Source organism: Sphingobium sp. TomTYG73 (assembly GCF_055394245.1).
Map to the genome: position 1 here is coordinate 389,400 of NZ_AP027340.1, position 26,846 is coordinate 416,245.

The following is a 26,846-nucleotide window of genomic DNA, read 5'->3' on the forward strand; positions in this document are numbered from 1 at the left end:
TTTGTCGTTCCTTCAATCAAGTACCAATTGCTTGTTGCCTGAACCCCAGGCGCTGATCCGTTCATCCCCCACCTTGAATTGCGGCAGCAGGTCGAAGAAGCTCTTGTCCGCGACGACGATGCGCTGGAGGCGGCGGGGCGTCATGCCGGTGAGGTCGCAGCGCGCATGCTGGAGCGCGATATTGTCCCAGATGACGAGGTCGCCATTATTCCAGTGGTGGCGATAGACGCGATCTTCCCGATAGAGTTCGGCGAACAGGGCGTTCAGCGTGGCGTCGCTTTCCGGCTGGTCCATGCCGGTGATGCGGGCGGTCTGCATGTCGCTGATATAGAGGATGGGCTCGCCGGTTCGGGGATGGGGGATGATGACCGGGCGTATCTGATGCGGCAGGTCGGTCGAACTGTCGTAGCCGACCGTACGGTGCGTTTGGATCGGGGCGATCACCGTGACTGCCTCCCGGCCTGCGACGGCGGCTTTCAGTTGGGGCGGCAGGGCGGCGGCCGCAGCCGCGCCGTTGGCGAAGTCGGTCCAGCTTTGTCCGTCATTTACGGCCACGGCATGCAGCGAGATGATCTTGAAGGGTTCTTCGGTGAAAGCCAGATCGCTGTGCCAGGTGAGCGGCCCCGATCCGAGGGCGCCATCGCTGGAGATTTCGCGATATTCACCGTGCGATCCCAGGACGCGGCCGAAATTTTCGAGCAGCCGGACCTGATCGGCCTCGCTGAGCTTCTGATCGCGGAACAGGATGAGCTTGTGGCGATCGAATAGCTCGGTCAGCCTTTGTTCGAATCCGTCGGGCAGCGGCCATTGCAGCCGAAGGCCGATTTCGACGCCGAACGGTTCGAGCGGCCGCTCCGTCCATGGCAATGCCATTTTATCGCTCTCCATCTTTCTATATGACCGAACGGTATCGAACCGTTCGGTTTTCGTCAAGAAGCATGGGTGCATCGGTGCCTGAGCCTGTTATAGCAGGTTCCAATGTGCGGGGATGCTGAATGAAAGTGGTAGCGGAGGCCGGGAGCCAACTGGCGTCGCCGCGCGTCCGGCATTTGCTGTCGTCGGCGTGCGCCCAGTTTGTCGAGCGCGGTTTTGACGCGGTGAGCATCGATTCGATCGCCCGCACCGCAGGTGTCAGCAAGGAAACAATCTACCGCTACTTCCCCGACAAGGAAGCGCTGTTCCGGGCGGCGCTGGATGCGCAGGGCGCGGAGTTCGATGCTCGCGCGGCGGCGGCGCATGAAAGTGCCGCGACAGGCGGGTCCGAACTGGCGGGACTTGCACGGGCGATTCTGGATTCGGCGCTGGATCAGGGAATGTTCGGCGCGCTCTGGGTTGCGGCTGGCGTCGCGCACAAGATGCCGGACCTGGCGTCGTCGTTGCAGAACGGGCAGGGCATGCGGCTGGAGCCGGTGCGGCTAGCGCTGGAGGATTATGCGAGGGAGAAGGGCGTTGACCGCCCGGTGCCGCTGGAACTGGCGCTGGATTTCGGATCGCTTGCGGTGGAAGGCCCGGTTGTCCTCATGGGCTTTCCTCCCGCTTCGCCAGAACATCGCGAGCGGATAGTGCAACAATCGGTGGCGCTTTTCGTTCAGGGTATCCGGCCGGGAGAGTCGAATGGCTTGCCTTCGCCGGAGCCGTTATTCGACGCCGAGCCGCCACTGCGTGAGGAGCCGCTTCCTCATATCCGGACCTTGCTCGATGTAGCAGGGCGCCATTTTCTGGATGAGGGCTTTGAAGGCGCCAACCTGAACCTTATCGGGGAAGAGGCACGGGTTGGGCGGGGTACGCTCTACCGGCATTTCGCCAGCAAGGCCGGGCTGTTTGCAGCTGCAATGCGCATAATGGCCGAAGACTGCGCGCGCGCGGCAAAGCCGCCAGCGTTGACGTCGGGTGAAGCCGATCCGGCGGCATTAGGCCGATATGTGGAAGCGGCCTTGGATAACCTGGCTTCCAGTCGTTCAATCCGGTTGCACCGCGTCGTCATCAGTCAGTCCCGCCGGGACGCTGCATTGGCGCGGGAGGTCTACCTTATCCTGCGAAGGCCGTGGGTGACGGGGTTGATCCCCTGGCTGGAAAGCCTGGGCATCAAGGAGAGTGCGGACTGGCACGCGCGCCAACTGTTGGTGCTTGCGATGCGTGGCAACCGTCTGCTGGCGGGCGGGCATTCCATCTCAAAGCTGGAACGGCGGTATTATGCGGAACGTGCGGCGTCGATGTTCCTGCGGGGGTTCATGGCAGTGCTTTGAGCCTATCTCGAATCCGTCGAAGCTGGTGAAGAAGGTTCCCAATTCACATCCTACGGCGTGACAGGCGTTCCCGATCGGATGAATGCCGCGGTTTCGGGCTCGAATGATTTCATCTGCTCCAGGAATCGCTGGATGCGTGGTTCCGCTACGCCAAGCCCGCGTGCGCAGAAGAGGATCGCGTCGCGCAACACGCGATCTTCCTCATAGGGTATCGCAGTCTTTTCATGGCAGCGCGCCACCAGCATCATCGTGCTGATATGTTCTATGAAAGCGCCGACATTCGTTGTCGAAAGCGCCTCTCCGGGTATTCCCCCGTCGGCCCGTGCCGCCTGCAACGCCTTTTCCAGATTGGGCAGTGTCAGGCGCAAGGCCCGGCGATAGACGAGGCGAGCGTAGCCTCCGTCGCCGGCAAGGCTGCCTAAGACCATGCGCAAGCCTTCTGCATTGAGGGCGTACATCCCGGCGGTCGCATATCTGAAGGTACGCCGCAAAATTTCGAGCAAGCCCTCTGTGCTGGCTTCGGCGTCACCGAATGATCGGAAGACCCTGTTCTGGTCTGCGATCACCTCGCGCAATACGGCCCGATAGATGTGCGTCTTGGTAGGAAAATGGCGGAACAGCAGGGCTTCCGACACACCTGCGGCGCGGGCGATCTGCTGCGTCCGCGCGCCTTCCAACCCGTGGCGCGCGAAAACCGCCCTGGCCGCTGCAATGATGGAAGCGCGGCGACCGACGCTGGAAAGACGGGTGGCGGACATCGTTTGTACTATTACTCCGGGACCAGGCTGGGCGATCGGCGTCCCCGCCTCGCGAAAATGTGAGAAGGCAGTTTAAGGCGTTACGGATCGGAAACAAGGCAGATGCACGTTGACCGCTATTCCGGTGAGGCGCCTGCCGTGACTTTCCCGTCAGGCTGGTCCTGTTCGATCGTCGCGATAAATCGGCTCAGCAGCGCCTTTTGCCGCTCGATCATCGCTGGAGAGAGCGGGTCAATGCCTGCCAATCCTCGAGAAAGAGGGGCGGCCCAGAAATAGCCGAACATCATGTTGAAGATGGCAACGATCTGGAGGATCAGATCCTCGGCCGGAGGCTCGACCTCGGCCGCGCGTGTGATCCGCCGTCCATAATCCATCAGCCGTTCTACCCAGGCCATGCCGATCTCGTCCCGATCCGATGGGGGCGACAGGATCGACCGGATAAGCAGCATGGACACATTGGGATGCTGTGCCAGCACATCGATCAGCTTGTCGGACAGCGTGCGAAAGGAGGCTTCTCGCGGCGACCGGCTGATGGTCGCCTCCATCTCGTCCGCCAAGGGTTGGAGCGCCCGTTGCAGAACTTGCCGGTATAGGGCGTCCTTGCTTTCGAAATGCTTGTACAGGCCGGGCTGCTGAATGTTCGCCGCCGCGGCGATGTCCCGTAACGCTGTCGCTTCATAGCCCTTCTGCGCGAACAGCAGTTCCGCCGTGTCGAGCAAGCGGTCGACGGTGCGCTGTCCCTTGCTGGTGCGTTGGACGACATGTTCGCTGATGGCGCGCTGGGCGGTGCTGGTCATGGGTTTGTTCGTAACGGGCCGACCGGGATTTGGCCATATGTCGTGGCTGATCTGGTCGGCAAGCATAGCCATTCCTATATGGTCAGGCGCCGCCGCCACCCATGTGGCACGGTGCGCATTGTCCTTGACAGTTGCGTGTGGGGGCGCATGAGCGCCTGCAAGTGCGGAACGGCGCATCCCATTGCTCAGAGGATCAGAGATGGAAGATATTTATATTGTCAGCGGCGTCAGGACGGCGATTGGCGATTTCGGCGGCTCGCTGAAGCCCTTCATGCCTTCGCAGCTCGGCAGCATCGTCGTGAAGGAAGCGCTGTCCCGTGCCAGTGTGTCGGCTTCCGACGTTGAGCATGTCGTGATCGGTCAGGTCATGCCGACCAGTGCCCGCGATGGCATGCTGTCGCGCGCCATTGCCTTGCAGGCAGGGGTCCCGTTTGAGGTTCCGGCGCTGACACTGAACAGGCTTTGCGGATCGGGCGTACAGGCGATCGTATCGGCCGCGCAGATGATGAAGCTGGGTGAAGCGTCGATCACCGTCGCGGGTGGCGCTGAATCAATGTCCAATGTGCCCTATCATGATCATGGCACGCGCTGGGGCCGGAAGATGGGCGACAATCCGGTAGAGGACGCGCTGGTCTGCGGGCTTCAGGATGCGAGCGGCGGATACCATATGGGCGTGACGGCGGAAAACTGCGCCGAACGGCATGGCATCACGCGCGAACAGCAGGATGCGCTGGCGGCCGAAGGGCATCAGCGCGCGGCGCGGGCTATCGCGGAAGGCCGGTTCAAGGAACAGATCGTGCCGGTCGAGATCAAGACGCGCAAAGGCGTGACCATCTTCGACACGGACGAACATCCCCGCGCCGACACCAGCGCCGAGACGCTGGCCGCCATGCGTCCTGCGTTCAAGAAGGATGGCACGGTTACCGCAGGCAACGCGTCCGGCATCAATGATGGCGCGGCCGCCGTTGTCCTGGCGACGGCAAGCGAAGTGGAACTGCGCGGGCTGAAGCCGCTAGCGAAGATACTTGCCTGGGGCCATGCGGGGGTGGAACCGGAATATATGGGTGAAGGCCCGATCAAGGCGGTGCCGGTTGCCCTGAAACGGGCCGGGCTGACGCTGGATCAGATGGACGTGATCGAAGCCAACGAAGCCTTCGCGGCGCAGGCTCTTTCGGTAGCCAACGCGTTGCAGTTCGATGGGGAAAAGCTGAACCCGAACGGGTCGGGCATCGCGCTTGGTCATCCTGTCGGCGCGACCGGCGCAATCCTGACGATCAAGGCGGCTTATGAACTGAAGCGGATCGGCGGCCGCTATGCCCTTATCACCATGTGCATCGGCGGCGGTCAGGGCATCGCGCTGGTGATCGAGAATGTCGACTGACGATTGAATGTTACGCCGAACCCCGGACATGCGGGGTTCGGCGCGACTGTCGATGCCTGTAGGAGAGCGGCTCTGCTGCTCCCGACGGCCCTATCACGAACATGATGCGTCATGTCCTCTCCTTATTTCGAGAACTCAATCCCTTGTCGTGCGTTTGGACGAGGCGGCGGTTTGACCACCCGCTGGCATGGAGTAGATCATGTCCGTTCTCGTCGAGTTTCCCGGAGGCGCATGCCGCGAAGTTCCCAGTCAGCTCCGGGCGATCGGTCTTCGGCAGAACGGTGCGCCTGAATTCGAACAGGTTCCGCTCAATTGCGATCCCCAGTGGAAATTTGAACGCGAAGATGGCCGTTGGGTCGCGGTGCGTCGCCAGGGGCAGTTGTTAGCGCTGCGCCCCGCTATTCCTGCGTGGTGGCATTTTGTCGCACTGATGATGGAGCCTGAACGGCTCTCTACCGCTACGGGCATTGCGGATCAGGGAGTCGACGGAGGGCTTCAATCGGCGGCTTGATAGGGAAGCGATATCGTCCTGGTCAGGGCGCTTTGGGCCGCCGGGCCTGATGGTGTCCAGATGACCGATGCATCCTGGTCCCGACCGATGGGATCACCGATCAATCCCGATCGGGATCACTCGATGATCCTACCACCCACTTGTCCGGCAGTGAACTTGCGGTGGTCGGCCGGGTCGCGATAGCCTGCATCCAGCACGATCGCCGGTGACCGGGCGACACAGATGCAATGGCTTCGGCTCGAGGGAAAACAAGCCTCAAGAGGAGAGAGAGATGACGGACATGTTGATCCGTGGCGGCACGGTGGTCGATGGCACAGGCGCGCCCGGCTATGCTGCTGACGTGCGCGTGGCAGGCGGCAGGATCACCGAGATCGGCGCGGGTCTGACCGCCGTCGCCGGTGAGGAAGTGGTGGATGCCAGTGGGTGCTATGTGACGCCGGGCTTCATCGAAAGCCATACCCATTATGACGCGACGATGTGGTGGCAACCGGATCTGGACCCCTTGCCCGGCAACGGGGCGACCACGGTAATTCTGGGCAATTGCGGCTTTAGCGCAGCGCCGCTTTCGAAGGAAAAGGCCGCGCAGTTGGAGATGATCAAGATTTTCTCCTTCTTCGAGGATATTCCGTTGAAGCCCTTCCTCCAGAACGTCCCATGGGACTGGGAGAAGTGGTCGGAATATAAGGCTTCGATGGCGCGCAACATCAGCTTGCCTGCCAATTACTCTGCGTTCGTTGGTCATATTGCCCTGCGTCTCGCTGCGATGGGCGTTGAAGCATGGGATCGCGCGGCAACGGCTGAAGAGATTGCGCGCATGGCCGAACTGCTGGAGGATGCGCTGGCCGCTGGCGCTCTTGGATTGTCGGACAATCTGCACGATCATGATGGCGACGACCGCGCCATCCCGACATTGCTCGCCGATGACGCGGAGTTCGAAGCGCTTTTTACGGTTATGGAGCGTTACCCCGGCACGACTTATCAGGTCATCATCGATACCTTCATGCGCAAGACCGGACCGGAAAGCCTGGAGCGGCTTGGGCGGCTGGCGAAAGGCCGGGCGATCCGTATGCAGGTGGCGGGTGGCATTCCGACCCTGGAATTCCAGAAGGATATTCTGCCCCGATTGCAGGACACCCTTGCGAAGCTGAAGGAAGAAGGGATCGATGTCTGGCCCGGCTATGCGCATGTCTCGCCGACCAGCACGCTGAGCCTCGTCAAGTCGCTGATCTTCGCCCAGTCCAATGACTATGTCTGGCATGAAGTCGTCCTTGCCGAAACGCATGAGGAAAAGGCACGCCTGCTTGCCGATCCCGATTGGCGGGCGCGGGCGCGGGAGAGTTGGGACACCAAGGCGTGGCCGCATTCGCCGATGAATAATCCGCAGGACCTGTATCTGCTGGATAGCGAAAATGGCACCGGCCCCGTGGGCGGCACTTTGAAGGAGTTCGCGGAGTCGCGTGGCCTGCACCGTTCGGACGCAATGGCGCAGTGGATTCTTGAGAATGGCACCAAATCCACCGTGCATATGGCGCCCTTCCCGAAGGATGAGGACCTGACCATCCAGTTGATGCTGGACCCGCAGACGGTTGGGAATATCTCCGACGCGGGCGCGCATCTTCAGATGCTGTGCGGTGGCGGCGAGAATATCCTGCTCTTCACCAAATATGTGCGGGAAGGGCTGCTCACTCTGGAGCAGGCGATCCATGTAAAAACGGGCAAGCTCGCCAATTTCTTCGGCCTCCATGATACGGGCGAGATCAAGGTCGGGCGGCGCGCCGACATTGCCGTCTTCAACCTGAGCGAGGTCGAATATCGCAATATGGAAAAGCGGTTCGACGTGCCCGATGGCGACGGCGGTACGACATGGCGCTTTACTCGTCCGGCGGCACCGATGCGGCTGACGCTGGTGAATGGGGTCAAGACCTTTGACGGCAGTGGTTATACCGGGGCTCGTCCGGGCGAATATCTGGTGCCCACCGCTGCGGCGAATGACGCGCTGGCTTCGTTGGAAGCCGCCGAATAAAGAAAAAGGGTGCGGGCGGCGCAGGCCGTTCGCACCCTGTCCTTGCAAATGGGAATATGAATTTGGCAAAATTCGGTGCGATCGACCAGATCGGGATATTGGTGGACGATCTCGATGCCAGCATAAATCGCTGGATCAGTCATTCGGGCGTGGGTCCATGGACCGTATTCCGCAATGTCGCGCTGGATGGCCAATATCGTGGCGAACCGACGCGCGTCACCATGCACGTCGGATTATCCTATCAGGATGGCGTGCAAATTGAGTTGATCGAGGCCACGAACGACGCCCCGTCACCCTATCGGGCTGATGATGGGTCGCGCTTGCTGGGCCTTCACCACATCGCCCGCATAGTCGATGATCTGGACGCTGCCGTTGAAATGGCGGTGGCGGGAGGCATGGAAGTGCTTTTCACGGCGCATAACCCTGCCACGCGCGTCGCCTATTTGCGCGTCCCCGGCGAGCCTGGCCAATTGTTCGAGTTTATCTGCGGCCCCGATATGCGCGGCATGTGCGAAGCGGGGATCGTGGCGGCCCGCGACTGGGACGGCAGCGATGCTGTAACGGTGATCGACTTCGCGGCAATGTAGTAGGCGGCTGCCCCTCATCAGAGGGGCAGCGCCAATCCTGATCTTACTCCGCCGCCATGGAGGGCATGCCCTGATGGCTTGGCCTCGGGTCTTCGCTGATTGCGGTGGTCCATGCCCATTCACCGGGCTTTGGCGGATTAGTGATGCCAAATTCCTCGCGAATATCTGTCACCTGCCAGTCGAGATAATCGCGATAAGGTATGAGGAAGAGGGGATGCTTCCAATTACGCCCTTGTGCTGCGCCAATGTCTTCAGCGTCCAGCTCTATCTTCACTGATTCAGGATAGAAAAGCCCGCTCTTCATCATCGTCTTGGCGCGCAGATAGGAACTGACGCGGTTGAAGAAGGATGCGAGTTCGGGCGTGAAATATTTATAAAGCGCTCGCATGTTCGCTGCCAGCAGCGCTATTTCACCGGCATGATTGGTTTCAAAACCCGTGATCATATGTTCGATGTCATGGGTATGGGTCCGCTCCTTCATGTAGAAGTCGAAATCGGTCTCTATCTCCATCCCCTGGAAGAAATGGTCCATATTATAGCCGCTATTGACCACGAAATCGTAGATCACGGCACGTAGCGTGCCGGGTTCAGCACCGGCCAATTCCTCATTCTTGAACAGCGAGACTTTTTTGCCGTCCAACCATGTCTTGAATTCAGGAAGCCGCGCCTTTTCTTCCTCGAACAGCTGGAAGATACGGGGCCAGTTTTCCAGTTCCATCAATATCTTAACGACATCGGGAATATAGGCGGTGTTAGGCAGTTCAGCCCCATTCCGCCGCAGCATCTCCTGAGCGATCAGCGCGCGCAGTTGCGGGTGGTTGAGATAGGGCGAAGAACTGATCAAGACGGAGCTTTCGGTCGTGAAGCCCGGCCCCGATCCATTATAATATTCAAAATCCGCGCTGCTTACGCGCGCCGCAATCTCGTTTTCCATCATGTCTCTCCTCTTCATTCTGTCTTTTAGAAACTCACCCCAAGTTCGACACCATAGGTCCGCCCGCGTTCGTAGCTGGCTATCAGTTGCAGCACGGGCGATCCGAATGGATTATAATGTTCGTTGAACAGGTTTTGGCCGAACAGCGACAGAGACGCCTTTGTCCCGCCCAAGGGCATGTCCACCCAGCCGATCCTGCCATCAACCAGCCAATATGCCTTGGTGTAGGCATATCGGTTCAGGTCCGCGCTATTGCCCGCAAGGTCGAAGAAGGGCGTCGAGACCAGCGGCGCGCGGCTGCGATAACGACCGTCCACCCGTGCCGAGATATGGCCGCCCATGTTCATGTCAGGGCTGTCATATTGGACCGAGGCGCGGCCCTGCCATTTGGAGGCAAAGGTGGTGCGGGCAATGTCGGCAACTTCGACCCCGTTCAGGATGAAGCTCTTATAATCAAGGTCAGTATAGCTCAGATTGCCGCTCAATGTTAGCCAGCGCACCGGCACCAGATCCGCCTCAAGTTCAAAACCCTTGATGCTCGCCTTGCCTGCATTGTCAAAGAATTGGCGGCCATTGATGAAGTTCTGGGTCTGAAGATCCTTATAATCGCTGTAGAACAAAGCGATATTGGTCCGCAGCCGGTTGCCCCAGCTTTGCGTCTTCAGGCCGAGCTCATAGGCTGTCAACGTTTCGGGTTTATAGGGGATGCCGCTCAATATGCCGCCAGCCACATAGCCGGTGGACACTTTGCCATAGGCGGTCACCTGATTGGTCGGCCGCCAGGTGACGATCGCCGCCCAGGTGACCTTTTTGTAATCGACCTTGTAGTCGCCGACGCCCAACTGGCCGCCCTGCCCGCCGGATACTGCGAAGATCCGGTTTTCCCGCTTGTCGATCGTGTAGCGAATGCCGCCCGTCAAATCGATCGTATCAGTCAGATGATAGGTGAGCTGCCCATAGGCTGCGTAGCTGTCATTGATGGCGCGCGTCCGCGTCAGTCCGCTGCCGAATATGCTGTCGAGCGATGGGTTGAAGTCGGCCGCATCGATGACGCCGTCGCCGTTGATGTCGGCGGCAACTGGTCCAACCGGTACGTTGGGAATGACGCCCACGGTGGATGTATCCACGACGACGCCGTTCGCCACGGGTTGGAAGATTCCCAATATGTCTGTCGCCGGGGTATTTTCATGAAAGTAGAACAGGCCCGCGGTCAGGTCGAAGGCTTCGGATGTGACCTGGACCTGAAATTCCTGGGTGAACTGCTTCTGACTGGTCGATCGCGACGTCAGCAGGGAAAAGAAGGAATCGTTGGGCTGAGGCGCATTGTTGGGGTCGAGCACGGCCGGAATATTTTGTGCCAGCAATGCCTGCAATTGGAGGGTCGTAAATCGCAGGCCTCCGGTAGCGCCAAGGTCATAGATGTTCGGGTCTTGCCGGAACTTGCGATAGGCAGTGATGCTCTTGAGCGTAATCTCATCGCTCACAGGATAGGTGAAGGTGAGGCTATGCCCTTGCGTCACTACATGTTCGGGACTGGTCGCATTGGCGACTGACGTCAGGCGATCAGTCGAAATATTGGTGATGCCGCCGAATAGCGGCTGGAAGGCGATAATCGGCGCCAACAACTGGCCTGATGCATCCGGGATGACGCCATAGCTCTGTATCGCCCGGCCGGTCGAACGCGCATCGGTATAGTCGAAGCGATAGTCGGCGGTCAGATCGCCCAGATCCAGTCTTGCCGCGACGCCGACACCATCGACATTGCGTTCGCCCAGCCGGTCGGCGATGCGTTGCACGCCGAATGACGGGTCGCGCTGACGCAGATCTATGGTGCGGCCGCCCAGCAGGTTGCGATAATCACCCTCAATCTCGTCATGCAGATAGGACAGCTTGACCGACAAGGGGCCAAAGGCGGGCAGGTCGACGGAGACCTTCGTCCGGAACGCGTCGTAATTGCCATAGGATACCGTACCGCGAACGCCGAACTCGCCCGTTGGAGCAGCCGTCACAAGGCTGATCGCGCCGCTTGTCGCGTTACGGCCGAACAGCGTTCCCTGCGGGCCGCGCAGCACTTCTACACGCTGGATGTCGGACAGGTCGAAGATCGAGCCGACGGTGCGGCCGATATAGACGCCGTCCAGATAGATGCCGACTTTTGGATCGACCGCATTGTTGGACGTGCCGGAAGCCACGCCGCGAATGATGATCGTGGGATTGGATTGCAGGCCCTGCGTATTGATCTGAAGGCTGGGCGCCAGGCCAGCGAGGTTGCGCACATTGGTGACGCGCAACTGGTCAAGCTGGTCTGCGCCGATGGCGGTAACGGCGACGGGCACCTTTTGCAGGCTTTCCTCGCGCCGCTGCGCCGTCACTATGATGTCGGCCAGCTGCCCCTGAACCGCAGCCTGTGAGGCCGGGTCGGCAGTCTGCGCCAGAGCCGCTGTCGTGGCGAACGATGATATGCCCGCTAACGCAACGGCAATAGATGAACGCATGGCAATCCCCTTCCTTTCGTCGGGCGATGCCATCCCTCGATACGGGCCGTGCTCCGTTTAGAAGCTCGGTCCACCATCCGGGACCGAACACGCGTGCACGCATCCGAAAGCGGACGTTTGGCGGTGTTCCGCCATTATATTGTTCATGATGCAGCCTGATCCGCGGCGCATGGCCGCGAGCCCTTTCCGCATCCTCTCCTGACAGCTTCGGCCACCGATCAGCTCTTCGGCCGAGCTATCTTGTTTGCATGCAGCGTGTCTTGAAATGATCCCTTCGTCAAGGGTCATCCACAATCAGCGAGGTTTCAGCGGCGCCACCGGACATGCAACCGCCAGAACAGCGTGCCATTCCCCCGGCAGCGCCGAGGTGCGACGATCCGCCTGCGCGATTTCCCGCAGTTCGGCTCTGAAACGCTCGATCCTTTCCGCGACACGCGCGACGCCCACGGGCGACAGCTTGACCGTTTCCACGCCGAAGATCGTATCTGGGTCGCCATAGTTCAGATTGAAAAACAGATGCTTCATATGCTGTTCGAAATGCCTGCGCATGGGCTCGCGTTGCCACACATGGGCCGGGTCCAGCCGCGCACGTAGACGTCCTCCCGGCAGGCGATCGATCAGCGCCAACCTTTCCAGCCGTTCGACATGTTGCGCGATATGTTCGGGCGGTATGCCAAAGCCTTCCTCGGCTTCGGACACCGGCCAACCCGTGACGATGATGAAGAAAATGGTGGATAGTTCGGGGCTTGTGGTCAGCGCCTTTTCCTGCGCCAGCGTCAGCTTGTCGGATGACCGATCGCGCACGGCGGCCTCTTCGGCGATTTCGGTGAGCGTGGTGTCGGCGAGTGCGCACAGTTGCGACAAGGTGCGCAGGCCCAGCCCACGGCCATGCAGCCATCGTTTGACGGTGGCGGTGCCCACGCCAAGCTTTTTCGAGACGTCGGCCTGGGTCAGGCCCGCTGCTCGTAGCCGCCGTCGGAGCGCCGCCAGCAGCAGCTCATGTTCCATTCCGAAAGGGTCGTTGGACGGATGAGAGGGGCTCATCAGATGATCCCTTCCCACGCTGCAAGGATGATGTGGGCCGACCACGGCGCTAGATCATATTCCGCGATGTTTGATCGTGGATGGTTCCGCGATCGATATCCATCCCTCGACTCTTCGGCTGCACGGCTTTCGTGCAGCCGAAGCTTCTTGTCTTCTCCAGTCATGGCCTCTCCAGCTTATTCTTTTGGGAAGGGTAAGTAACTCGACGCCGCTGACAAGGTCCAACTGATCCTCATCACCACTGGAGTATTTTCCTATCGCATTCGCGCATGCTTGTGCATAGTTTTGCTCTTGGAGCAGCGTGGGGGTGAATGGAATGAGCCAGTTTCTCGATGATCTTCAGGCGCGAGCGGACGAGGAAGACGTGTCGGACTGGTTCCTGGTCAGTCAGGAGATGATTGACCAGTTCGCCGAAGCGACCAAGGATCATCAATATATCCATGTCGATCCGGAGCGCGCGAAGCAGTCGCCCTTTGGCGGGACGATCGCTCATGGTTTCCTGACGCTTTCACTCCTGCCGCACCTGTGCGCCGACGCGCGAGGCGACATCGTTCCCGACGGCGCCACGGAGATCAATTATGGCAGCAACAAGCTGCGTTTTCTGGCGCCCGTACGATCCGGCAAACGTGTGCGCGGAAGGTTCAAGCCGCTGGAGATCGTCGAAAAGCGGCCGGGGCAGATTCAGCTGACCACCGAAGCAACGGTAGAGATAGAAGGCGAGAGCAAGCCCGCGCTCATCTGCGAATGGATAACCCAGTTCCAGCTTTGATCCGGCAATCGTCGGCGTAAGCGGATTGGGCTATCCATTTAGGCGGCGGTGTTGGTCGCGTGCAGGCCGAAGGCCATGCGCGCGGCGTTGATGGTGTATTCATACTCCTCGCCGCCCGGTACGAGGTCGTGCCAGTTCTTGTGCGTGATCGCCGCGAAACTGTCCTGCCATATCTTGCAGGCGATCAGTTGTATTTCTGTTTCCTTGGGGGCGCGCTGTGCTTCCAGGCAGTCACGCAATATCGCGTGAAAAACGGCGCCCCTTAATGGTGCGTGCTTCATTGGCATCCTCTCCAGGCTACTGATTCTTTGTCCAGATTGCCGAGGGGGAAAATTGCATAGCGGCGAAAAGACGTCAACTACGTCTCAAAATTTCCACGGGTATTTAACATGTATTCTATTGTAGTTTGACCGTTGCCCTATCCACTTTTACTTTATGAACATCGCCGTTCATTATGTAAGCCATTGATTGGGAAGGCCGCAGGCTCTTTCTAGATGCGGCCTTCCCCAGCATCAGAAGCTGAACTTGACGCCGCCTCTCACCGTTCGCGGTTCGACCACGCGGCTCAGCCTCCCTTCGACAGGCTCCGCATCGGTGGTGGGAAGGTAGGACTCGTAATAATAAGCGATGTCCTTGTCCCCGCTGCCAAGGATGTTGAGCAGTTCGGCATAGACTTGCACCCGCTTCCCCTTCCAGGCGGCGCGCGCGTTGACGACCGTGCTACCGGAATCGCGCACGCTATTGTCCTCGATCAGCGGCGAGGGGCCAAGGTGACGGACGCGGATGCTGGCTTCCCATGGATCGAGCACGATGGCGGCCCCGGCGGACGCGGCATTTTTGAAAGCGTTGGGGATATGGTCGCCATTGGTATAGCGGCTGTGGCTGGCGGTGTAATTGCCGTCGAAGGCGAGCCAGGGGAGCGGGCGCCAGAAGGCGACAAGCTCATAGCCGTGGCGGCGGCTGGCTCCGCTGGGTTCGACCGCGTTGGAGTCGCCGACGAAGCGCAACTCGCTCCCGACATTGAGCCACCAATAGGTCGCGGTGAAGGTGAAGCCGGGTAGTTGCAGGCGGCCGCCCAATTCCTTGCCCGTGCCGCGCACGAGCATCGGGACAGGCGTGTCGACATTGACCGCGCCGCGCGCATCGTTGGAATGAAAGCCCCGGCCCCAATTGGCATAAAGTTCGACATGCGGCGTGATTGCCCAGGCGGCCGACGCCTTGGGAGAGACGAGCGTGTCCGATCCGCTGCCTTCGCCTAGCGCGGCGGCGACGGCGTCGCGGGCGCGGACGTCATAATGATAATAGTCGCCGCGCAGGCCGCCAGTGATGCGCAAGCCCGGCAGCGGCGTGACGGTGGCTTCGCCATAAAGGGCGGCTGACCCCTGCTTTACGCGATAGCGGCCGAGCGAGGAGAGGAAAGCGCGGTTCGACGTGCGATTGACGCCGACATTGCCGATCGCGTCATAGCGATTTTCCGTGCCGAGCTTCAGTTGCAGTGCCGGGGCTATGTCCCAACGCTTTTCGCCGGTGAAGCCCAATACCCAGCGGCGGTCGAACTGCTCGATCTGCGCGCTGGTGCCGTCGGGATCGGTGTAGGTGGGATTGGAGAACATCGTCCAGTCGTAGAATTGCGCGTAGAGATTGGCGCGCCATGTCGGCTGTACAGTGGCGAGATTGCCGATGATGCGCGCCGTTTCGCCGCGCGCGGACGGATCGGGCGAACAGAAGACATCGGGGCAGAGCGGGGTGCCGATGATCCGTTCGGGGATCTGCTCGGTGGGACGCCATGTCGCGCGATAGGCGTGGAGCGTGCCGTCGATCTTACCGGCCCCGGCGGGAAGCGTATATTTGGCGAAACCTGCATAGTGGCGCAGATGTTCGGCCTCCTGCCACGGGCCGTCATAAGCCTTGGCCTGGGCGACGAGGGTGAGATTGCCTGCGCCCGCCTTTACCGTGCCGCCCGCCGCCAGCCTGCGCCAGCCGAAGGAGCCGCCCTCCGCCGCGACCCATGGACGGTCATAGCCGTCGATCGTGGTCATATAGGCCGCGCCCGCGAGCGCGAAGTCACCGCCATCGGCGCGATAGGGGCCTTTGCGAAAATCCTCCCGCGCGATGATTTCGGGGATGAGTCCGTTGAGGTCGAGATAGCCCTGGCCGTGGCCTTGGGTGCGGAAGTTCATCTGAACCCCGTCGATATAGGTGGTGAAGTCCGACCCATGGTCCAGATTGAAGCCGCGCAGGAAATATTGATTGGCCTTGCCGCTGCCCGAATGTTGGGCCGCGACCATGCCTGGCACCGCTTCGAGCAGTTCGGCGACGCGCAGCAGCGGGCGGACGAGAAGGTCCGCGCCGCCGACGCTGCCCTCGCTGGCTGCATGGGCGGTGCCTATCTTGTCCTCGCCCCGGCCGAAGACGACGATGGTGTTCGCATCCTCGCCTGCGTCGTTCGTTTCGGCGGCGAAGGCTGGCAAAGGAAGGAGAGTGGCGGTCAGCGCGCAGGCGGCGCGGCGGAGTTGGTTGGGTAGTTTCAAATCATGCACTCCGGGCGTCTGGCGACACTCGGCAAGAGACCTGCCGCCGGACGGCGACCGGCGCGCGCCGACGGCCGGACGCCCCCAAGGCGACCGCCAGCGTCACCGAAGCGGCCTCTCGCCGCTCGTTCGTCGCTCAGACGGAAACTACCGTGCCGCGGCCATCCCCTGGACCAAGGCAAGAGCGACCAGACGCTGGCAGGTCTCCTGGCTCGCGGGTCATCGCTTGATGCACGGCCTTCCCGGGCCTCGCAGGATTTAGCGTCCGGCCCAGTGACTTGCCCCATCCCGCCTATGAGGTGGGGCGATGTGCATCGCGCTCGCCGCTTACAGTTGCAGGGACAGCCTTGGCTTGGGGAGGCGGGTGCCTCCTTCACCATGTTCCCTTTTAAGCCTCTTTCGAGGCACCGGCGCGATCATGTCCGGGGGTTGCCCGGGTGACGGGGGCGATAGCGGAGCTGTGGGGGTAGGGCAAGGGGGGGTGGTTGGGTGAGGTAACTTACCCCCTCTCCCCTTCAGGGGAGAGGGTTGGGGAGAGGGAATGGGCGTGTCCCTCATTTTTCCGTTTGTCATCCCAGCGGAAGCTGGGATCCCCTTGCTAGGAGGCGCGTGGTCGCCTGAGATGCCAGCTTTCGCTGGCATGACGGTACGTGGTGGGACGCTGGCGTAGCCGCTTGGCGTTGATGGATCAGTTCAGCGTCGCGCCGCGCTCGCGCTGGAGGCGTAGGGCCATGGCTTGGTAGCGGACGGCGCGTTCATTGTGGAGGGCGATGGTGGCCTGGTCTGCGCCGCGAAGGCGGGCTTCCCTGGCTTGCCGCGCTTCCTGGGCGGCGCAGGCGGAAAAATGTGATGCGTCATTGGGGCGCATGGCCCTTATCCTCTCTCAATTTCTTATGGCTCGAACGATAACATCGGCCTGTTTCCCGCTGCCATTACGCAGGTTAACGCCGGAAAGCTTCTGTTTTTTGACAGCCTGCTTGCAAATGATTTCAGGAAGGGATTTCTGCGCTTTTCAAGCAGTTGAGCGGATGGCGCTAAGGGGCTTCTTGCTATCAGCCGCCCCGGTTCCACGATGCATCGCGGAAGGTGTCGCGCAAGAAGCCGATGAAGGCGTCTACGGCGGCGGGACGACCTGCGGCGCGGGGGTGGACGGCGTGAACGGCGAGGTCAGCGGGGCCTTCCCAACTGTCGAGGACGCGGACGAGGCTGCCTTCCGCGATCAGGTCGCCCACGTCCCAGAGCGAGCGCAAGGCGATCCCGACTCCGGTAAGGGCGAGTTCGCGCACGATTTCGCTGCTGTTGGTGCGGACATGGCTTTGGCCATCGATCAGCTTGCGCGCGCGGCCATTCACCAGCCGCCATGGCAATTGTCCATCGGCCGCGAGCAGGCGGTGGCGGGGGAGGTCGGCGATCTTGTCCGGAATGCCATGCGCGGCAAGATAGGCGGGGCTGGCGCAGAGGATGCGGCGGTTGGTGGCGAGATGATGTCCCTCCAGATGGAGAGGAATGTCGCTGGTGATACGGATCGCCACGTCGATGCGCTCGGCGAGCAGGTCTTCATAGGCGTCGGACAGGTTGAGTTCGAGATCGACGCGCGGATGGAGGTCCAGAAAGCGGCCAACATGGGGCGCCACATGCAGGCGGCCGAAGGAGGTGGGAGCCGAAATGCGCAGCGGCCCGGACGCGCTCCGATGCCGACTGGTGACGCGTTGCTCCGCCTGCTGGATGGCGTCGAGGATGGCGACAAGGTCGCGGTGCAGGCCGACGCCTTCCTCCGTCAGGGCAAGGCGGCGCGTGGTGCGATGGATGAGGCGGACGCCGAGGCGCGCTTCCAGCCGGGAGATGCGTTTCGACATCATGGCGGGCGAGATGTTCAATATGCGGCCTGCCGCCGAAAGGCTGCCTGCATCCACCGCGCGGGCGAAGAGAAGATAATCGGGATCCATCGATGATCTTTTCCTGTGAGGAACAGATGCTTTGAGTTCTTGTTGTCTAGTGCGAGGATGGAGAGGGGTCTATAGGCTTTCGTCACAGTATTTTGGATGGAGAGTTGCCCATGGACGGCATGATCGAGAAATCGGGCCTGATGGTTGCCGCCGAGCTGGCGCGCTTTATCGATGGAGAAGTCCTGCCGGGGACGGGGATCGCGGCGGAGGCGTTTTGGAAGGGCGCGGCTGCGATTTTCGCGCGGTTTGCGCCGCTTAATGCGGCTCTGCTGGAAAGGCGTGACGCCATTCAGGCGCAGGTAGATGCGTGGCATGAGGCGCGGGCGGGGCAGGCGGTCGACGGGGACGCTTATCGGACTTTCCTGACCGAGATCGGCTATTTGGTGCCGGAGCCTGCGCCTTTTTCCATCGGGTCGAGCCAAGTGGATGAGGAGCTTGCCACATTGGCCGGGCCGCAGCTGGTGGTGCCTATCCTCAATGCACGGTTCTTATTGAATGCAGCCAATGCGCGGTGGGGAAGCCTTTATGATGCGCTCTATGGGACCGATGCCATTCCGGGCGCGGCGGCGGGCAAGGGCTATGATCCGGCGCGCGGCGCACAGGTGATTGGGTGGGCCAAGGCGTTCCTGGATCGGGCGGTTCCTCTGACGGAGGGAAGTTGGGCGGATTGGGCGGGCGGCACGCCGGTCTTGCGCGACCCTGCGCAACTTGCCGGACGGGCAGGCGACAACATCCTGCTTCGCAACAATGGGCTGCATATTGAGCTGGTGATCGACGCAGGCCATCCGATCGGGCGGGATGACCCGGCGCATCTGGCGGACGTTGTGCTGGAATCGGCGCTGTCCACCATTTGCGATCTGGAGGATTCCGTTGCGGCAGTGGATGCTGCGGACAAGGTCGCGGCCTATGCCAACTGGCTCGGCCTGATGAAGGGCGATCTGGAGGACAGTTTCGAGAAGAATGGCGCGATGATGACGCGGCGGTTGAATGGGGACCGCTCCTATGTCGCGCCGGATGGAAGTGCGTTGACCTTGCCGGGACGGTCTTTGCTGTTCGTGCGCAATGTCGGGCATTTGATGACGACGCCTGCGGTGCGGCTGTCCAATGGGAACGAGGCGCCGGAAGGGATATTGGATGGGATCGTTACCAGCCTGATCGCCCTGCACGACATTCGGCGGAACGGGCGTTTCGTCAATAGCCGGGCGGGCAGCATCTATATCGTGAAGCCCAAGATGCACGGGCCGGAAGAGGTCGCCTTCACCAACGAGCTGTTCGACGCGATCGAGGATTTGCTGGGGCTGGAGCGGCATCAGCTGAAGGTTGGCGTGATGGACGAGGAGCGGCGGACTTCGGCAAACCTCGCCGCCTGTATCCATGCGGTGCGGGACCGGATCGTGTTCATCAACACCGGCTTTCTGGATCGCACGGGGGACGAAATCCATACGTCGATGCGCGCGGGGCCGATGATCCGCAAGGGCGAGATGAAGAGCGCGGCGTGGATCAAGGCTTATGAAGATCGCAATGTGCAGATCGGGCTTGCCTGCGGGCTGTCGGGCAGGGCGCAGATCGGCAAGGGCATGTGGGCGGCTCCCGATCGGATGGCGGACATGCTCGAGCAGAAGGTCGGGCACCCGATGACGGGGGCGAATACGGCTTGGGTGCCTTCGCCGACTGCCGCGACTTTGCACGCGACGCATTATCACGGCGTGGATGTGTTTGCGCGGCAGGCGGAGCGGAAGGCTGAGCTGGTTGCTGGGCTGGACGCGCTGTTGACGCTGCCGCTGGCGGCGGGGGTGAACTGGTCGGCGCAGGATGTGCGCGACGAACTGGACAATAATGCGCAGGGGATATTGGGCTATGTCGTGCGCTGGGTGGATCAGGGCGTCGGCTGTTCCAAGGTGCCGGATATTCATGATGTGGGGCTGATGGAGGACCGGGCGACGTTGCGGATTTCTTCGCAGCATATCGCCAATTGGCTGTTGCATGGGGTGTGTTCGGCGGACGAGGTTGACGCGGCGCTGCGGCGGATGGCGGCCAAGGTCGATGCGCAGAATGCGGGCGATCCGCTGTACCAGCCGATGAGTGGGCGGGAGGAGAGCAGTCTGGCGTTTCAGGCGGCGCGGGCGCTGGTGTTTGAGGGCGTGGCGCAGCCTAATGGTTATACCGAGCCGCTGCTGCACGCCTATCGGGCGCGGGTGAAGATGCCTGCTTGAACAGCTGTTCGGGCTTTGGTTTTCGCGCAGAGGCGCAGAGGGTTTTGCGCTGGTGTTGCTCTGCGCCTCTGCGCGAAGATTATTTCACGCGGAGACGCGGAGAGGGTGCGTGTGACGGGAGCAGCTGCGTCTTACTGGCTTCGCGTTGGATGCGACGTTTTTGACGGATGCACCGCGCGGGCCGGTTTGCCTCCGCGTCCCCGCGTCTCCGCGTCCCCGCGTCTCCGCGTCCCCGCGTCTCCGCGTGAAAATTAGCCTTGGAGGTGTTTGATCAGGGCGCGGGCTGCCCTTGTGACATCCTCCCATGTCTCATCGAAGCCTTCGTCCTCGCCGAAATAGGGGTCGGTGACGCTGCTGCCTTCGCGGCCGGGGATCAGGTCCATGAGGAGGCGGAGGTCGGCGGTGCCATTTGACGGGCGGATGCTGCGGAGGTTTTTGAGGTTTTCCGCATCGAGGGCGAAGATGTGGTCGAAGCTGTGGAAGTCTTGGACCGAGACCTGACGGCCGCGATAGGTGGATATGTCGATGCCGTTGCGTAGGGCTACCGCCTGGGCGCGGCTGTCGGGCGGACAGTCTACGTGCCAGTCGCCGGTTCCTGCTGAATCGACCTTGATGGGTAGGCCAGCCTTTTCGGCTTCGGCGCGTAGGGCGGCTTCGGCCAGCGGTGAGCGGCAGATATTGCCGAGGCAGACGAAGAGGACGGAGACGCTCATCCTTCGGCCGCTGCTGTTGAGAGGCCGAGCTGGGGCACGCCGATCGAGCGGCGACCGCCAAAGTCGGTGCGGGCGACGATGACGCCGATCTTTTCCATATAGTCGATGAGGCGGCGGACGCGGCCCGGCGAACTGGTGCCATAGGCGCGGGCGAGGGCTGTGTCGTCCGGGCAAGGCAGGCCCTGCATCGCGGCGCGGGCGATGAGGAGGAAGGGGGCGAGCATGTCTTCGGGCAGCGGCTGGGCGGCCTTCATCGCGTCGTCCCAGCGCGGGTCGGCGGCGTCGAACATGCCTGCCTGCGCCATGGCGAAACGCTTGCGGAAGGCGGCGAGGTCGAGCGGGGGCGTTCGCATGCCCTTCATGCGGCAGCGGACGCCAAAATCCTGATAGAGGCTGGCGACGCTGGGCTGGGCGTCGCCGAGGTCGGCGACGATTTCTTCGAGGACGGCGATAACGACGGGTTCGTTCTGGCCGAAGTCGAGCTCGGGCGCGGCGGGCTTGGCGAGGGGCGCGGCGGCGAGGGCGCGCATCAATTCTTCGGCGGGGAGCGGCGGCGGTTCGGCGCGGGGCGGAGGAGGGGGAAGCGCGTCGTCCTCGCCCGTGCTGGCGAAGAGCAGTTCCTGCATATTTTCGGTCGCGGCGGTGGGGGGCGGCATCAGCTTGTGGGTGCCGCCTCGGGTGCTGGTCTTTACGGTGCCGATCTTCACCGCGACGGGGCGGCGGCAAATGGCGGGGCCGAGCGCTAGGAAGCGGCCGCGTTCGAGGTCGCGTATCTGTTCGGCCTGGCGGCGCTCCATGCCAAGCAGGTCGGCGGCGCGGGCCATGTCGATGTCGAGGAACGTGCGGCCCATGAGGAAGTTGGACGCTTCGGCCGCGACATTCTTGGCGAGCTTGGCAAGGCGCTGGGTGGCGATGACGCCAGCGAGGCCGCGCTTTCGGCCACGGCACATGAGGTTGGTCATGGCGGCGAGCGAGAGGCGGCGGGCTTCGTCGGAGACGTCACCGGCGGCGACGGGGGCGAACATCTGGGCTTCGTCCACCACCACGAGGGCGGGATACCAATGGTCGCGGGGGGCGTCGAACAGGGTGGAGAGGAAGGTCGCGGCGCATTTCATCTGCGCTTCCAGTTCCAGGCTTTCGAGGCTGAGGATGACCGAGGCGCGATGTTCGCGGATGCGCGCGGCCATCTTGACGATCTCGCGTTCGTTATAATCGCCAGCGTCGATGACGACGTGGCCATATTCATCGGCGAGCGTGACGAAATCGCCTTCGGGGTCGATGACGACCTGCTGGACGAGGGCTGCGCTTTCTTCCAGCAGACGGCGGAGGAGATGCGACTTGCCGGAACCCGAATTGCCCTGAACGAGCAGGCGGGTGGCGAGCAATTCCTCTACGTCGATCGGAACGGGGTTGCCGTTGCCGTCGGTTCCTATGCTGATGGTGGCGGTCACGGACTTCCTTTGGCGCAGGCGAGGGGATTCGCGCAAGGGTAGTGTGGGCATGTCTCACTCCTCCGTTCGCCCTGAGCTTGTCGAAGGGCTTTACTTCTTGAGAAGTGTAGGGCTTCGACAAGCTCAGCCCGAACGGGTGAGAGGTAAGTGCGCGGGAGGAGGGGAGGAGGCCCGACAGCGCAGATTCCCTTGACCCATAGGTTGTTGCGGCGCAGCATCGATATCATGGCGACTCTTTCATCCCCTGTTCCTCCGGTCACGCAAAATCCGGACATTCGATATCTTGGCCGACTGCTTGGCGATGTGATCCGGGCTTATGGCGGCGAGCGGCTTTATCGGCAGACGGAATATATCCGGTCGGCCTCTGTGGACCGGGCGCGGGGCATTCATGGTGCGGATGTGGTGGATACCGGGCTGGAGGCGCTGAGCCTGGACGACACATTGTCGTTCGTGCGCGGGTTCATGCTGTTTTCGATGCTCGCCAATCTGGCCGAGGACCGGCAGGGGGTGGCGGCTGATCCGGACGCCGATGTGAAGTCGGCGGTCGAGCGGCTGGAATCGCATGGGATTGGGCGGGATGCCGTGATGGCGCTGCTCGACCATGCGCTGATCGTGCCGGTGCTGACCGCCCACCCGACTGAGGTGCGGCGCAAGAGCATGATTGATCATAAGAACCGTATCGCCGACCTGATGCTGCTGAAGGATGCGGGGCGTGGCGAGACGGAGGATGGCGAAAATCTGGACGAGGCGATCGCCCGACAGATCGCTCTGTTGTGGCAGACGCGACCGCTGCGGCGGCAGAAGCTCTTCGTGCAGGATGAGATCGATAATGTCCTGACCTATTTTCGGGATGTGTTCCTGCCGGTGCTGCCTGCGCTTTATGCGCGGTGGGAGCGGGTGCTGGGGGGGCGGCCGCCCAGCTTCCTGCGGGTGGGGAACTGGATCGGCGGGGACCGGGACGGCAATCCGTTCGTGCAGGCGCCGCAGCTGCGGTCGGCATTGGGGCGCGGGTGCGAGGCGGCGCTGGCCTATTATCTGGACGCGGTGCATGCGTTGGGGGCGGAGTTGTCGCTTTCTACCGAGCTGGCGCATGTGCCGCAGGCGGTGCTGGACCTGGCCGAGGCGAGCGGGGATAGCTCGCCGAGCCGGGGGGATGAGCCTTATCGCCGGGCGCTGTCGGGCATTTATGCGCGGCTCGCGGCGACCTATCGGGCGTTGGTAGGGAAGGAGCCGCCGCGTCCTTCGCGCTTGACGGGCGAGGCCTATGCGCTGCCGGGGGATTTGCGGCGCGATCTGGTGACGGTGGCGCAGGGGCTGGCGAGTGAAGGCGATGGCGCTTTGGCGACCGGCGGGGCGCTCGGGCGGTTGATCCGGGCGGTGGAGACGTTTGGTTTTCACCTTGCGACGCTGGACATGCGGCAGAATAGCGATGTGCATCAACGCGTCGTTGCCGAGTTGCTGAAGGTCGCGGGCGTGGCAGAGGACTATGCTGCGCTGGATGAGGGGTCGCGCGTTGCTTTACTGCGCGGGGAGTTGGCGAGCAATCGGCCGCTGGGGTCGCGCTTTTCGGAATATTCGGAGGAGGCGACTTCCGAACTGGCGATCGTTCAGGCTGCGGCCGAGGCGCACAAGACTTACGGACCTGCCTGCATCAGCCACTACATCATTTCCAAGGCGGAGAGCGTTTCGGACCTTTTGGAAGTGAACCTGCTGCTGAAGGAAGCGGGATTGTGGCGCGCGGGGAAGGACGGCGGCCCGGCAATGGCGGCGATCATGGCGGTGCCGTTGTTCGAGACGATTGCCGACCTTGAGGCTGCTCCGGACATCATGGCGGCCTATTTCGGCCTGCCCGAGATCGCGGGCGTGGTGCGGGAGCGCGGTCATCAGGAAGTGATGATCGGCTATTCAGACAGCAACAAGGATGGCGGCTATATCACCTCCACCTGGTCGCTTTATCAGGCGAGCAAGGCGCTGGCCCCGGTGTTCGAGGATGCGGGGACAGGGATGCAGTTGTTCCACGGTCGGGGCGGCGCGGTGGGGCGCGGCGGCGGGTCGTCATTTGCCGCGATCCAGGCGCAGCCGCGCGGCACGGTGCAGGGGCGCATCCGGATCACCGAACAGGGCGAGGTGATCGCGGCGAAGTTCGGCACGCGCGACGTCGCGATGACCAATTTGGAGGCGATGACGAGCGCGACTTTGCTCGCCAGTCTGGAGCCGGAGGGGATTTCCGATCGGGATGCGGCGCGCTTTGCGGGGGCTATGGATGAGCTGTCCAAGACGGCTTTTGCGGCCTATCGCGAGCTGGTTTATGGGACGGAGGGGTTCAAGGAGTTCTTCCGGCAGCTTACCCCAATTCAGGAGATTTCGGGGCTGAAGATCGGATCGCGGCCTGCCAGCCGGACGAAGAGCACGCGGATCGAGGATTTGCGCGCGATACCCTGGGTGTTCAGCTGGGCACAGGCGCGGGTCATGCTGCCCGGTTGGTATGGCATGGGGCAGGCCTTCGAGACTTTCAAGGACAAGGCGTTGCTGGCCGACATGGCGCAGAGCTGGTCCTTCCTGCAATCGGCGCTCGCCAATCTGGAGATGGTGCTGGCGAAGTCGGACTTGGGCATCGCGGCCCATTATCTGCCACTGGTGGAGGATCAAGCGGCGGGCGGCGCGATATTCGAGCGAATTCGCGAGGGGTGGCAGCTGACGCATGACGGGCTGCTGGCGGCGAGCGGGCAGTCGCGGTTGCTGGAGAAGAATCCCAAGCTGGATGAATCGATCCGGCTGCGGCTGCCCTATATCGAGCCGCTGAACCTGTTGCAGGTGGAGTTGATGAAGCGCCATCGCAGCGGGGAGGATGATCCGCGCATTAAGGAAGGGATCGAGCTGTCGATCAACGCGATCGCCACGGCGCTGCGCAACAGTGGGTGATCGGGGGAATTCGGGGCGGCTGCAGTCCATGCCGCCCCGAACCCCTGACCTCCCCCTGAAGGGAGGCGCGAGCCGATAATGAGGGGCGCGTCGATACGTGCCCGCTGTCCGAAATGCTAATCTATCCAATGAGATGAAGGTCGGATGAACATGAATGCCGACACGCGACGAGCAGAGTCTGGCTTTCATTCACAACCAATTCAACCTGCGGACGTTATCCTGTCTGTATTGGAGAAAAGGAGAAAGGCAATGACGTGGTCCGGACAGAAGTTTCTGGCTGCGATTAGCCTTGCCGGTGCGGTGGCACTGGGCGGCTGCGCCTATGATGACGGCTATTATGGCGGCGTGAGCGTGGGATCAGGCTATTACGGCGGTGGCTATTACGACGATTATTATGGCCCCGGCTATTATGGTTCGGGCTATTACGGTCCCGGCTATGGCTGGTACGGGGATTATTATTATCCCGGCAGCGGCTATTATGTGTTTGACCGGGGCGGACGCCGCCATCGCTGGAATGATGATCAGCGCCGTTATTGGGAAGGCCGACGCGGGCAGCAAGGCGATCATTGGCGCGGCAGTTTGGCGCGGCCGGAAGATGGCCGACTCTATCGCGATGGACGCCCCGCGAGAGATGGGCGCTGGCGCGGGCGGGACCGGAATGATGCCACGGCTGCTCCTCCGCCAGTTCAGAGCCAGCCGCGCGCGGGTAGTCCGCGCGGGAGCTGGGGCGGCGGCCGATCCGGGTCGGGAACAGGCTCAGGTTCGGGTTCCAACTCCGGCAATGGCAGTTCCGATGGGAATCACTGGCGCGGGACGTTGCGTCGCTGATGCGGGCTGGGTGGGGCGCTGTAACGCTTATCGCATGCCTCTCGCTCGCCGCCTGTGACGGGCGGGAGGAAAGCGCGATCGACAATCTCGCCAATGGCGCCAATGCGACGCAGGTGGAAAACAGCTTCCGCGCCGAGGCGCAGGCGGCGCTGGAACCGCTGAGGCCGCCTGAACCGGGCACGCCGGGTGGCCTTCCGCCGGACGCCGCGCCGATCGAGGAAGGGTCGATCGATCCCAAGGGGCCGCAGGGCGCCGCACAGGTGGTGCAGGGCTATTATGGCCTGCTGGAGGAACGCCGTTTCGACGACGCGCAGGATTTGTGGAATGAGAAGGGCGCGGTTGGCGCGGAGGATGACGAAGCCTTTGCCCGGCGATTCCGTAATTTCAGCGAAATCCATGCGCATGTCGGGGCGCCCAGTGAAATGGAGGGCGCGGCGGGGTCGCTTTATGTGACGGTGCCGGTGCAGGTTTACGGGCGACTCGCGGCCAATGGGAAGCCCTGGTACATGCTGCGTCAGGTGACGCTGCGCCGCGTCAATGACGTGCCGGGGTCGAGCGAGTCTGACCGGCGGTGGCATATCGAGACGATCGGGGCTTATGTTGCGCCGGTTGAGGGTGAGGCTGAGGTCGGGAACAACGCTTCAGCGGCGCGATGATATCGGGGCGAGCGGAGATGGCTCCGCTCGCCCTTTCGCCT

The 26,846-nt window shown here is 62.1% G+C and carries 22 protein-coding genes and 1 riboswitch; of the genes, 10 read left to right on the forward strand and 12 right to left on the reverse strand.

What is annotated here, in order from left to right; all coding sequences use genetic code 11:
* Positions 1-12: 12 nt before the first annotated feature.
* A complete protein-coding gene (locus ACZ5TH_RS14685; RefSeq protein WP_464795692.1) occupies positions 13-873 on the reverse strand; it encodes a TauD/TfdA dioxygenase family protein in 861 nt (286 codons plus the stop codon).
* A 122-nt stretch (positions 874-995) separates the two neighbouring features.
* On the opposite strand from ACZ5TH_RS14685, the gene ACZ5TH_RS14690 reads away from it, so the two are divergent.
* A complete protein-coding gene (locus ACZ5TH_RS14690) occupies positions 996-2,246 on the forward strand; it encodes a TetR/AcrR family transcriptional regulator (protein WP_464795693.1) in 1,251 nt (416 codons plus the stop codon).
* A gap of 50 nt (positions 2,247-2,296) precedes the next feature.
* Here the strand turns inward: ACZ5TH_RS14690 and ACZ5TH_RS14695 are convergent, their stop codons facing one another.
* Positions 2,297-3,004: a TetR/AcrR family transcriptional regulator gene (locus ACZ5TH_RS14695; RefSeq protein WP_464795694.1), complete on the reverse strand. Its 708-nt coding sequence runs from the start codon at positions 3,002-3,004 to the stop codon at positions 2,297-2,299.
* 116 nt (positions 3,005-3,120) lie between these two features.
* A complete protein-coding gene (locus ACZ5TH_RS14700) occupies positions 3,121-3,801 on the reverse strand; it encodes a TetR/AcrR family transcriptional regulator (RefSeq protein ID WP_464795695.1) in 681 nt (226 codons plus the stop codon).
* Positions 3,802-4,000: 199 nt separating this feature from the next.
* On the opposite strand from ACZ5TH_RS14700, the gene bktB reads away from it, so the two are divergent.
* From bktB to ACZ5TH_RS14720, 4 genes are all read left to right on the forward strand, one after another.
* Complete coding sequence (gene bktB, locus ACZ5TH_RS14705) at positions 4,001-5,182, forward strand: beta-ketothiolase BktB (RefSeq protein ID WP_464795696.1); 1,182 nt, start codon at positions 4,001-4,003, stop codon at positions 5,180-5,182.
* A gap of 199 nt (positions 5,183-5,381) precedes the next feature.
* On the forward strand, positions 5,382-5,693 hold the full coding sequence (locus ACZ5TH_RS14710) for a hypothetical protein (protein ID WP_464795697.1): 312 nt from the start codon (positions 5,382-5,384) through the stop codon (positions 5,691-5,693).
* Positions 5,694-5,964: 271 nt separating this feature from the next.
* Positions 5,965-7,716 carry an N-acyl-D-amino-acid deacylase family protein gene (locus ACZ5TH_RS14715; RefSeq protein WP_464795698.1) on the forward strand — a complete coding sequence of 584 codons (1,752 nt, stop codon included), beginning with the start codon at positions 5,965-5,967 and terminating at the stop codon, positions 7,714-7,716.
* 56 nt (positions 7,717-7,772) lie between these two features.
* A complete protein-coding gene (locus ACZ5TH_RS14720) occupies positions 7,773-8,303 on the forward strand; it encodes a VOC family protein (protein WP_464773114.1) in 531 nt (176 codons plus the stop codon).
* Positions 8,304-8,346: 43 nt separating this feature from the next.
* On the opposite strand, the gene ACZ5TH_RS14725 is transcribed toward ACZ5TH_RS14720, so the two are convergent.
* From ACZ5TH_RS14725 to ACZ5TH_RS14735, 3 genes are all read right to left on the reverse strand, one after another.
* A complete protein-coding gene (locus ACZ5TH_RS14725) occupies positions 8,347-9,237 on the reverse strand; it encodes a hypothetical protein (protein WP_460988434.1) in 891 nt (296 codons plus the stop codon).
* A 26-nt stretch (positions 9,238-9,263) separates the two neighbouring features.
* Positions 9,264-11,732 carry a TonB-dependent receptor gene (locus tag ACZ5TH_RS14730; RefSeq protein WP_464795699.1) on the reverse strand — a complete coding sequence of 823 codons (2,469 nt, stop codon included), beginning with the start codon at positions 11,730-11,732 and terminating at the stop codon, positions 9,264-9,266.
* A 294-nt stretch (positions 11,733-12,026) separates the two neighbouring features.
* On the reverse strand, positions 12,027-12,776 hold the full coding sequence (locus ACZ5TH_RS14735) for a helix-turn-helix domain-containing protein (RefSeq protein ID WP_449469795.1): 750 nt from the start codon (positions 12,774-12,776) through the stop codon (positions 12,027-12,029).
* 316 nt (positions 12,777-13,092) lie between these two features.
* Here ACZ5TH_RS14735 and ACZ5TH_RS14740 point away from each other — a divergent pair, with 316 nt between their 5' ends.
* Entirely contained in the window at positions 13,093-13,545 is a 453-nt protein-coding gene (locus ACZ5TH_RS14740; RefSeq protein WP_464795700.1) for a MaoC family dehydratase, read from the forward strand.
* Positions 13,546-13,583: 38 nt separating this feature from the next.
* Here ACZ5TH_RS14740 and ACZ5TH_RS14745 read toward each other — a convergent pair whose 3' ends face one another.
* The 4 genes from ACZ5TH_RS14745 to ACZ5TH_RS14760 all read right to left on the reverse strand — a co-directional run bounded on the left by ACZ5TH_RS14745 (position 13,584) and on the right by ACZ5TH_RS14760 (position 18,022).
* Entirely contained in the window at positions 13,584-13,826 is a 243-nt protein-coding gene (locus ACZ5TH_RS14745) for a hypothetical protein (protein ID WP_449469799.1), read from the reverse strand.
* Between the two features lie 231 nt (positions 13,827-14,057).
* Positions 14,058-16,016, reverse strand: coding sequence for a TonB-dependent receptor (locus ACZ5TH_RS14750; RefSeq protein ID WP_464795746.1), 1,959 nt, complete (start codon positions 16,014-16,016; stop codon positions 14,058-14,060).
* A 240-nt stretch (positions 16,017-16,256) separates the two neighbouring features.
* Positions 16,257-16,498, reverse strand: a riboswitch (cobalamin riboswitch).
* Between the two features lie 266 nt (positions 16,499-16,764).
* Positions 16,765-16,944: a hypothetical protein gene (locus ACZ5TH_RS14755; protein ID WP_449469801.1), complete on the reverse strand. Its 180-nt coding sequence runs from the start codon at positions 16,942-16,944 to the stop codon at positions 16,765-16,767.
* Positions 16,945-17,128: 184 nt separating this feature from the next.
* On the reverse strand, positions 17,129-18,022 hold the full coding sequence (locus tag ACZ5TH_RS14760; RefSeq protein WP_464795701.1) for a LysR family transcriptional regulator: 894 nt from the start codon (positions 18,020-18,022) through the stop codon (positions 17,129-17,131).
* Between the two features lie 110 nt (positions 18,023-18,132).
* Here ACZ5TH_RS14760 and ACZ5TH_RS14765 point away from each other — a divergent pair, with 110 nt between their 5' ends.
* A complete protein-coding gene (locus ACZ5TH_RS14765; RefSeq protein WP_464795702.1) occupies positions 18,133-20,235 on the forward strand; it encodes a malate synthase G in 2,103 nt (700 codons plus the stop codon).
* 251 nt (positions 20,236-20,486) lie between these two features.
* On the opposite strand, the gene ACZ5TH_RS14770 is transcribed toward ACZ5TH_RS14765, so the two are convergent.
* Positions 20,487-20,948, reverse strand: coding sequence for a low molecular weight protein-tyrosine-phosphatase (locus ACZ5TH_RS14770; protein WP_464795703.1), 462 nt, complete (start codon positions 20,946-20,948; stop codon positions 20,487-20,489).
* Entirely contained in the window at positions 20,945-22,399 is a 1,455-nt protein-coding gene (locus ACZ5TH_RS14775; protein WP_464795704.1) for an ATP-binding protein, read from the reverse strand. The genes ACZ5TH_RS14770 and ACZ5TH_RS14775 overlap by 4 nt, the downstream gene beginning before the upstream one ends.
* 225 nt (positions 22,400-22,624) lie before the next feature.
* On the opposite strand from ACZ5TH_RS14775, the gene ppc reads away from it, so the two are divergent.
* The 3 genes from ppc (at position 22,625) to ACZ5TH_RS14790 (ending at position 26,805) form a co-directional block, all read left to right on the forward strand.
* Entirely contained in the window at positions 22,625-25,321 is a 2,697-nt protein-coding gene (gene ppc / locus ACZ5TH_RS14780) for a phosphoenolpyruvate carboxylase (RefSeq protein ID WP_464795705.1), read from the forward strand.
* Between the two features lie 249 nt (positions 25,322-25,570).
* Positions 25,571-26,149, forward strand: coding sequence for a hypothetical protein (locus ACZ5TH_RS14785; RefSeq protein ID WP_449469811.1), 579 nt, complete (start codon positions 25,571-25,573; stop codon positions 26,147-26,149).
* Positions 26,149-26,805: a hypothetical protein gene (locus ACZ5TH_RS14790; RefSeq protein ID WP_464795706.1), complete on the forward strand. Its 657-nt coding sequence runs from the start codon at positions 26,149-26,151 to the stop codon at positions 26,803-26,805. Before ACZ5TH_RS14785 ends, ACZ5TH_RS14790 begins: the two co-directional genes overlap by 1 nt.
* The last annotated feature ends 41 nt before the right edge of the window (positions 26,806-26,846 follow it).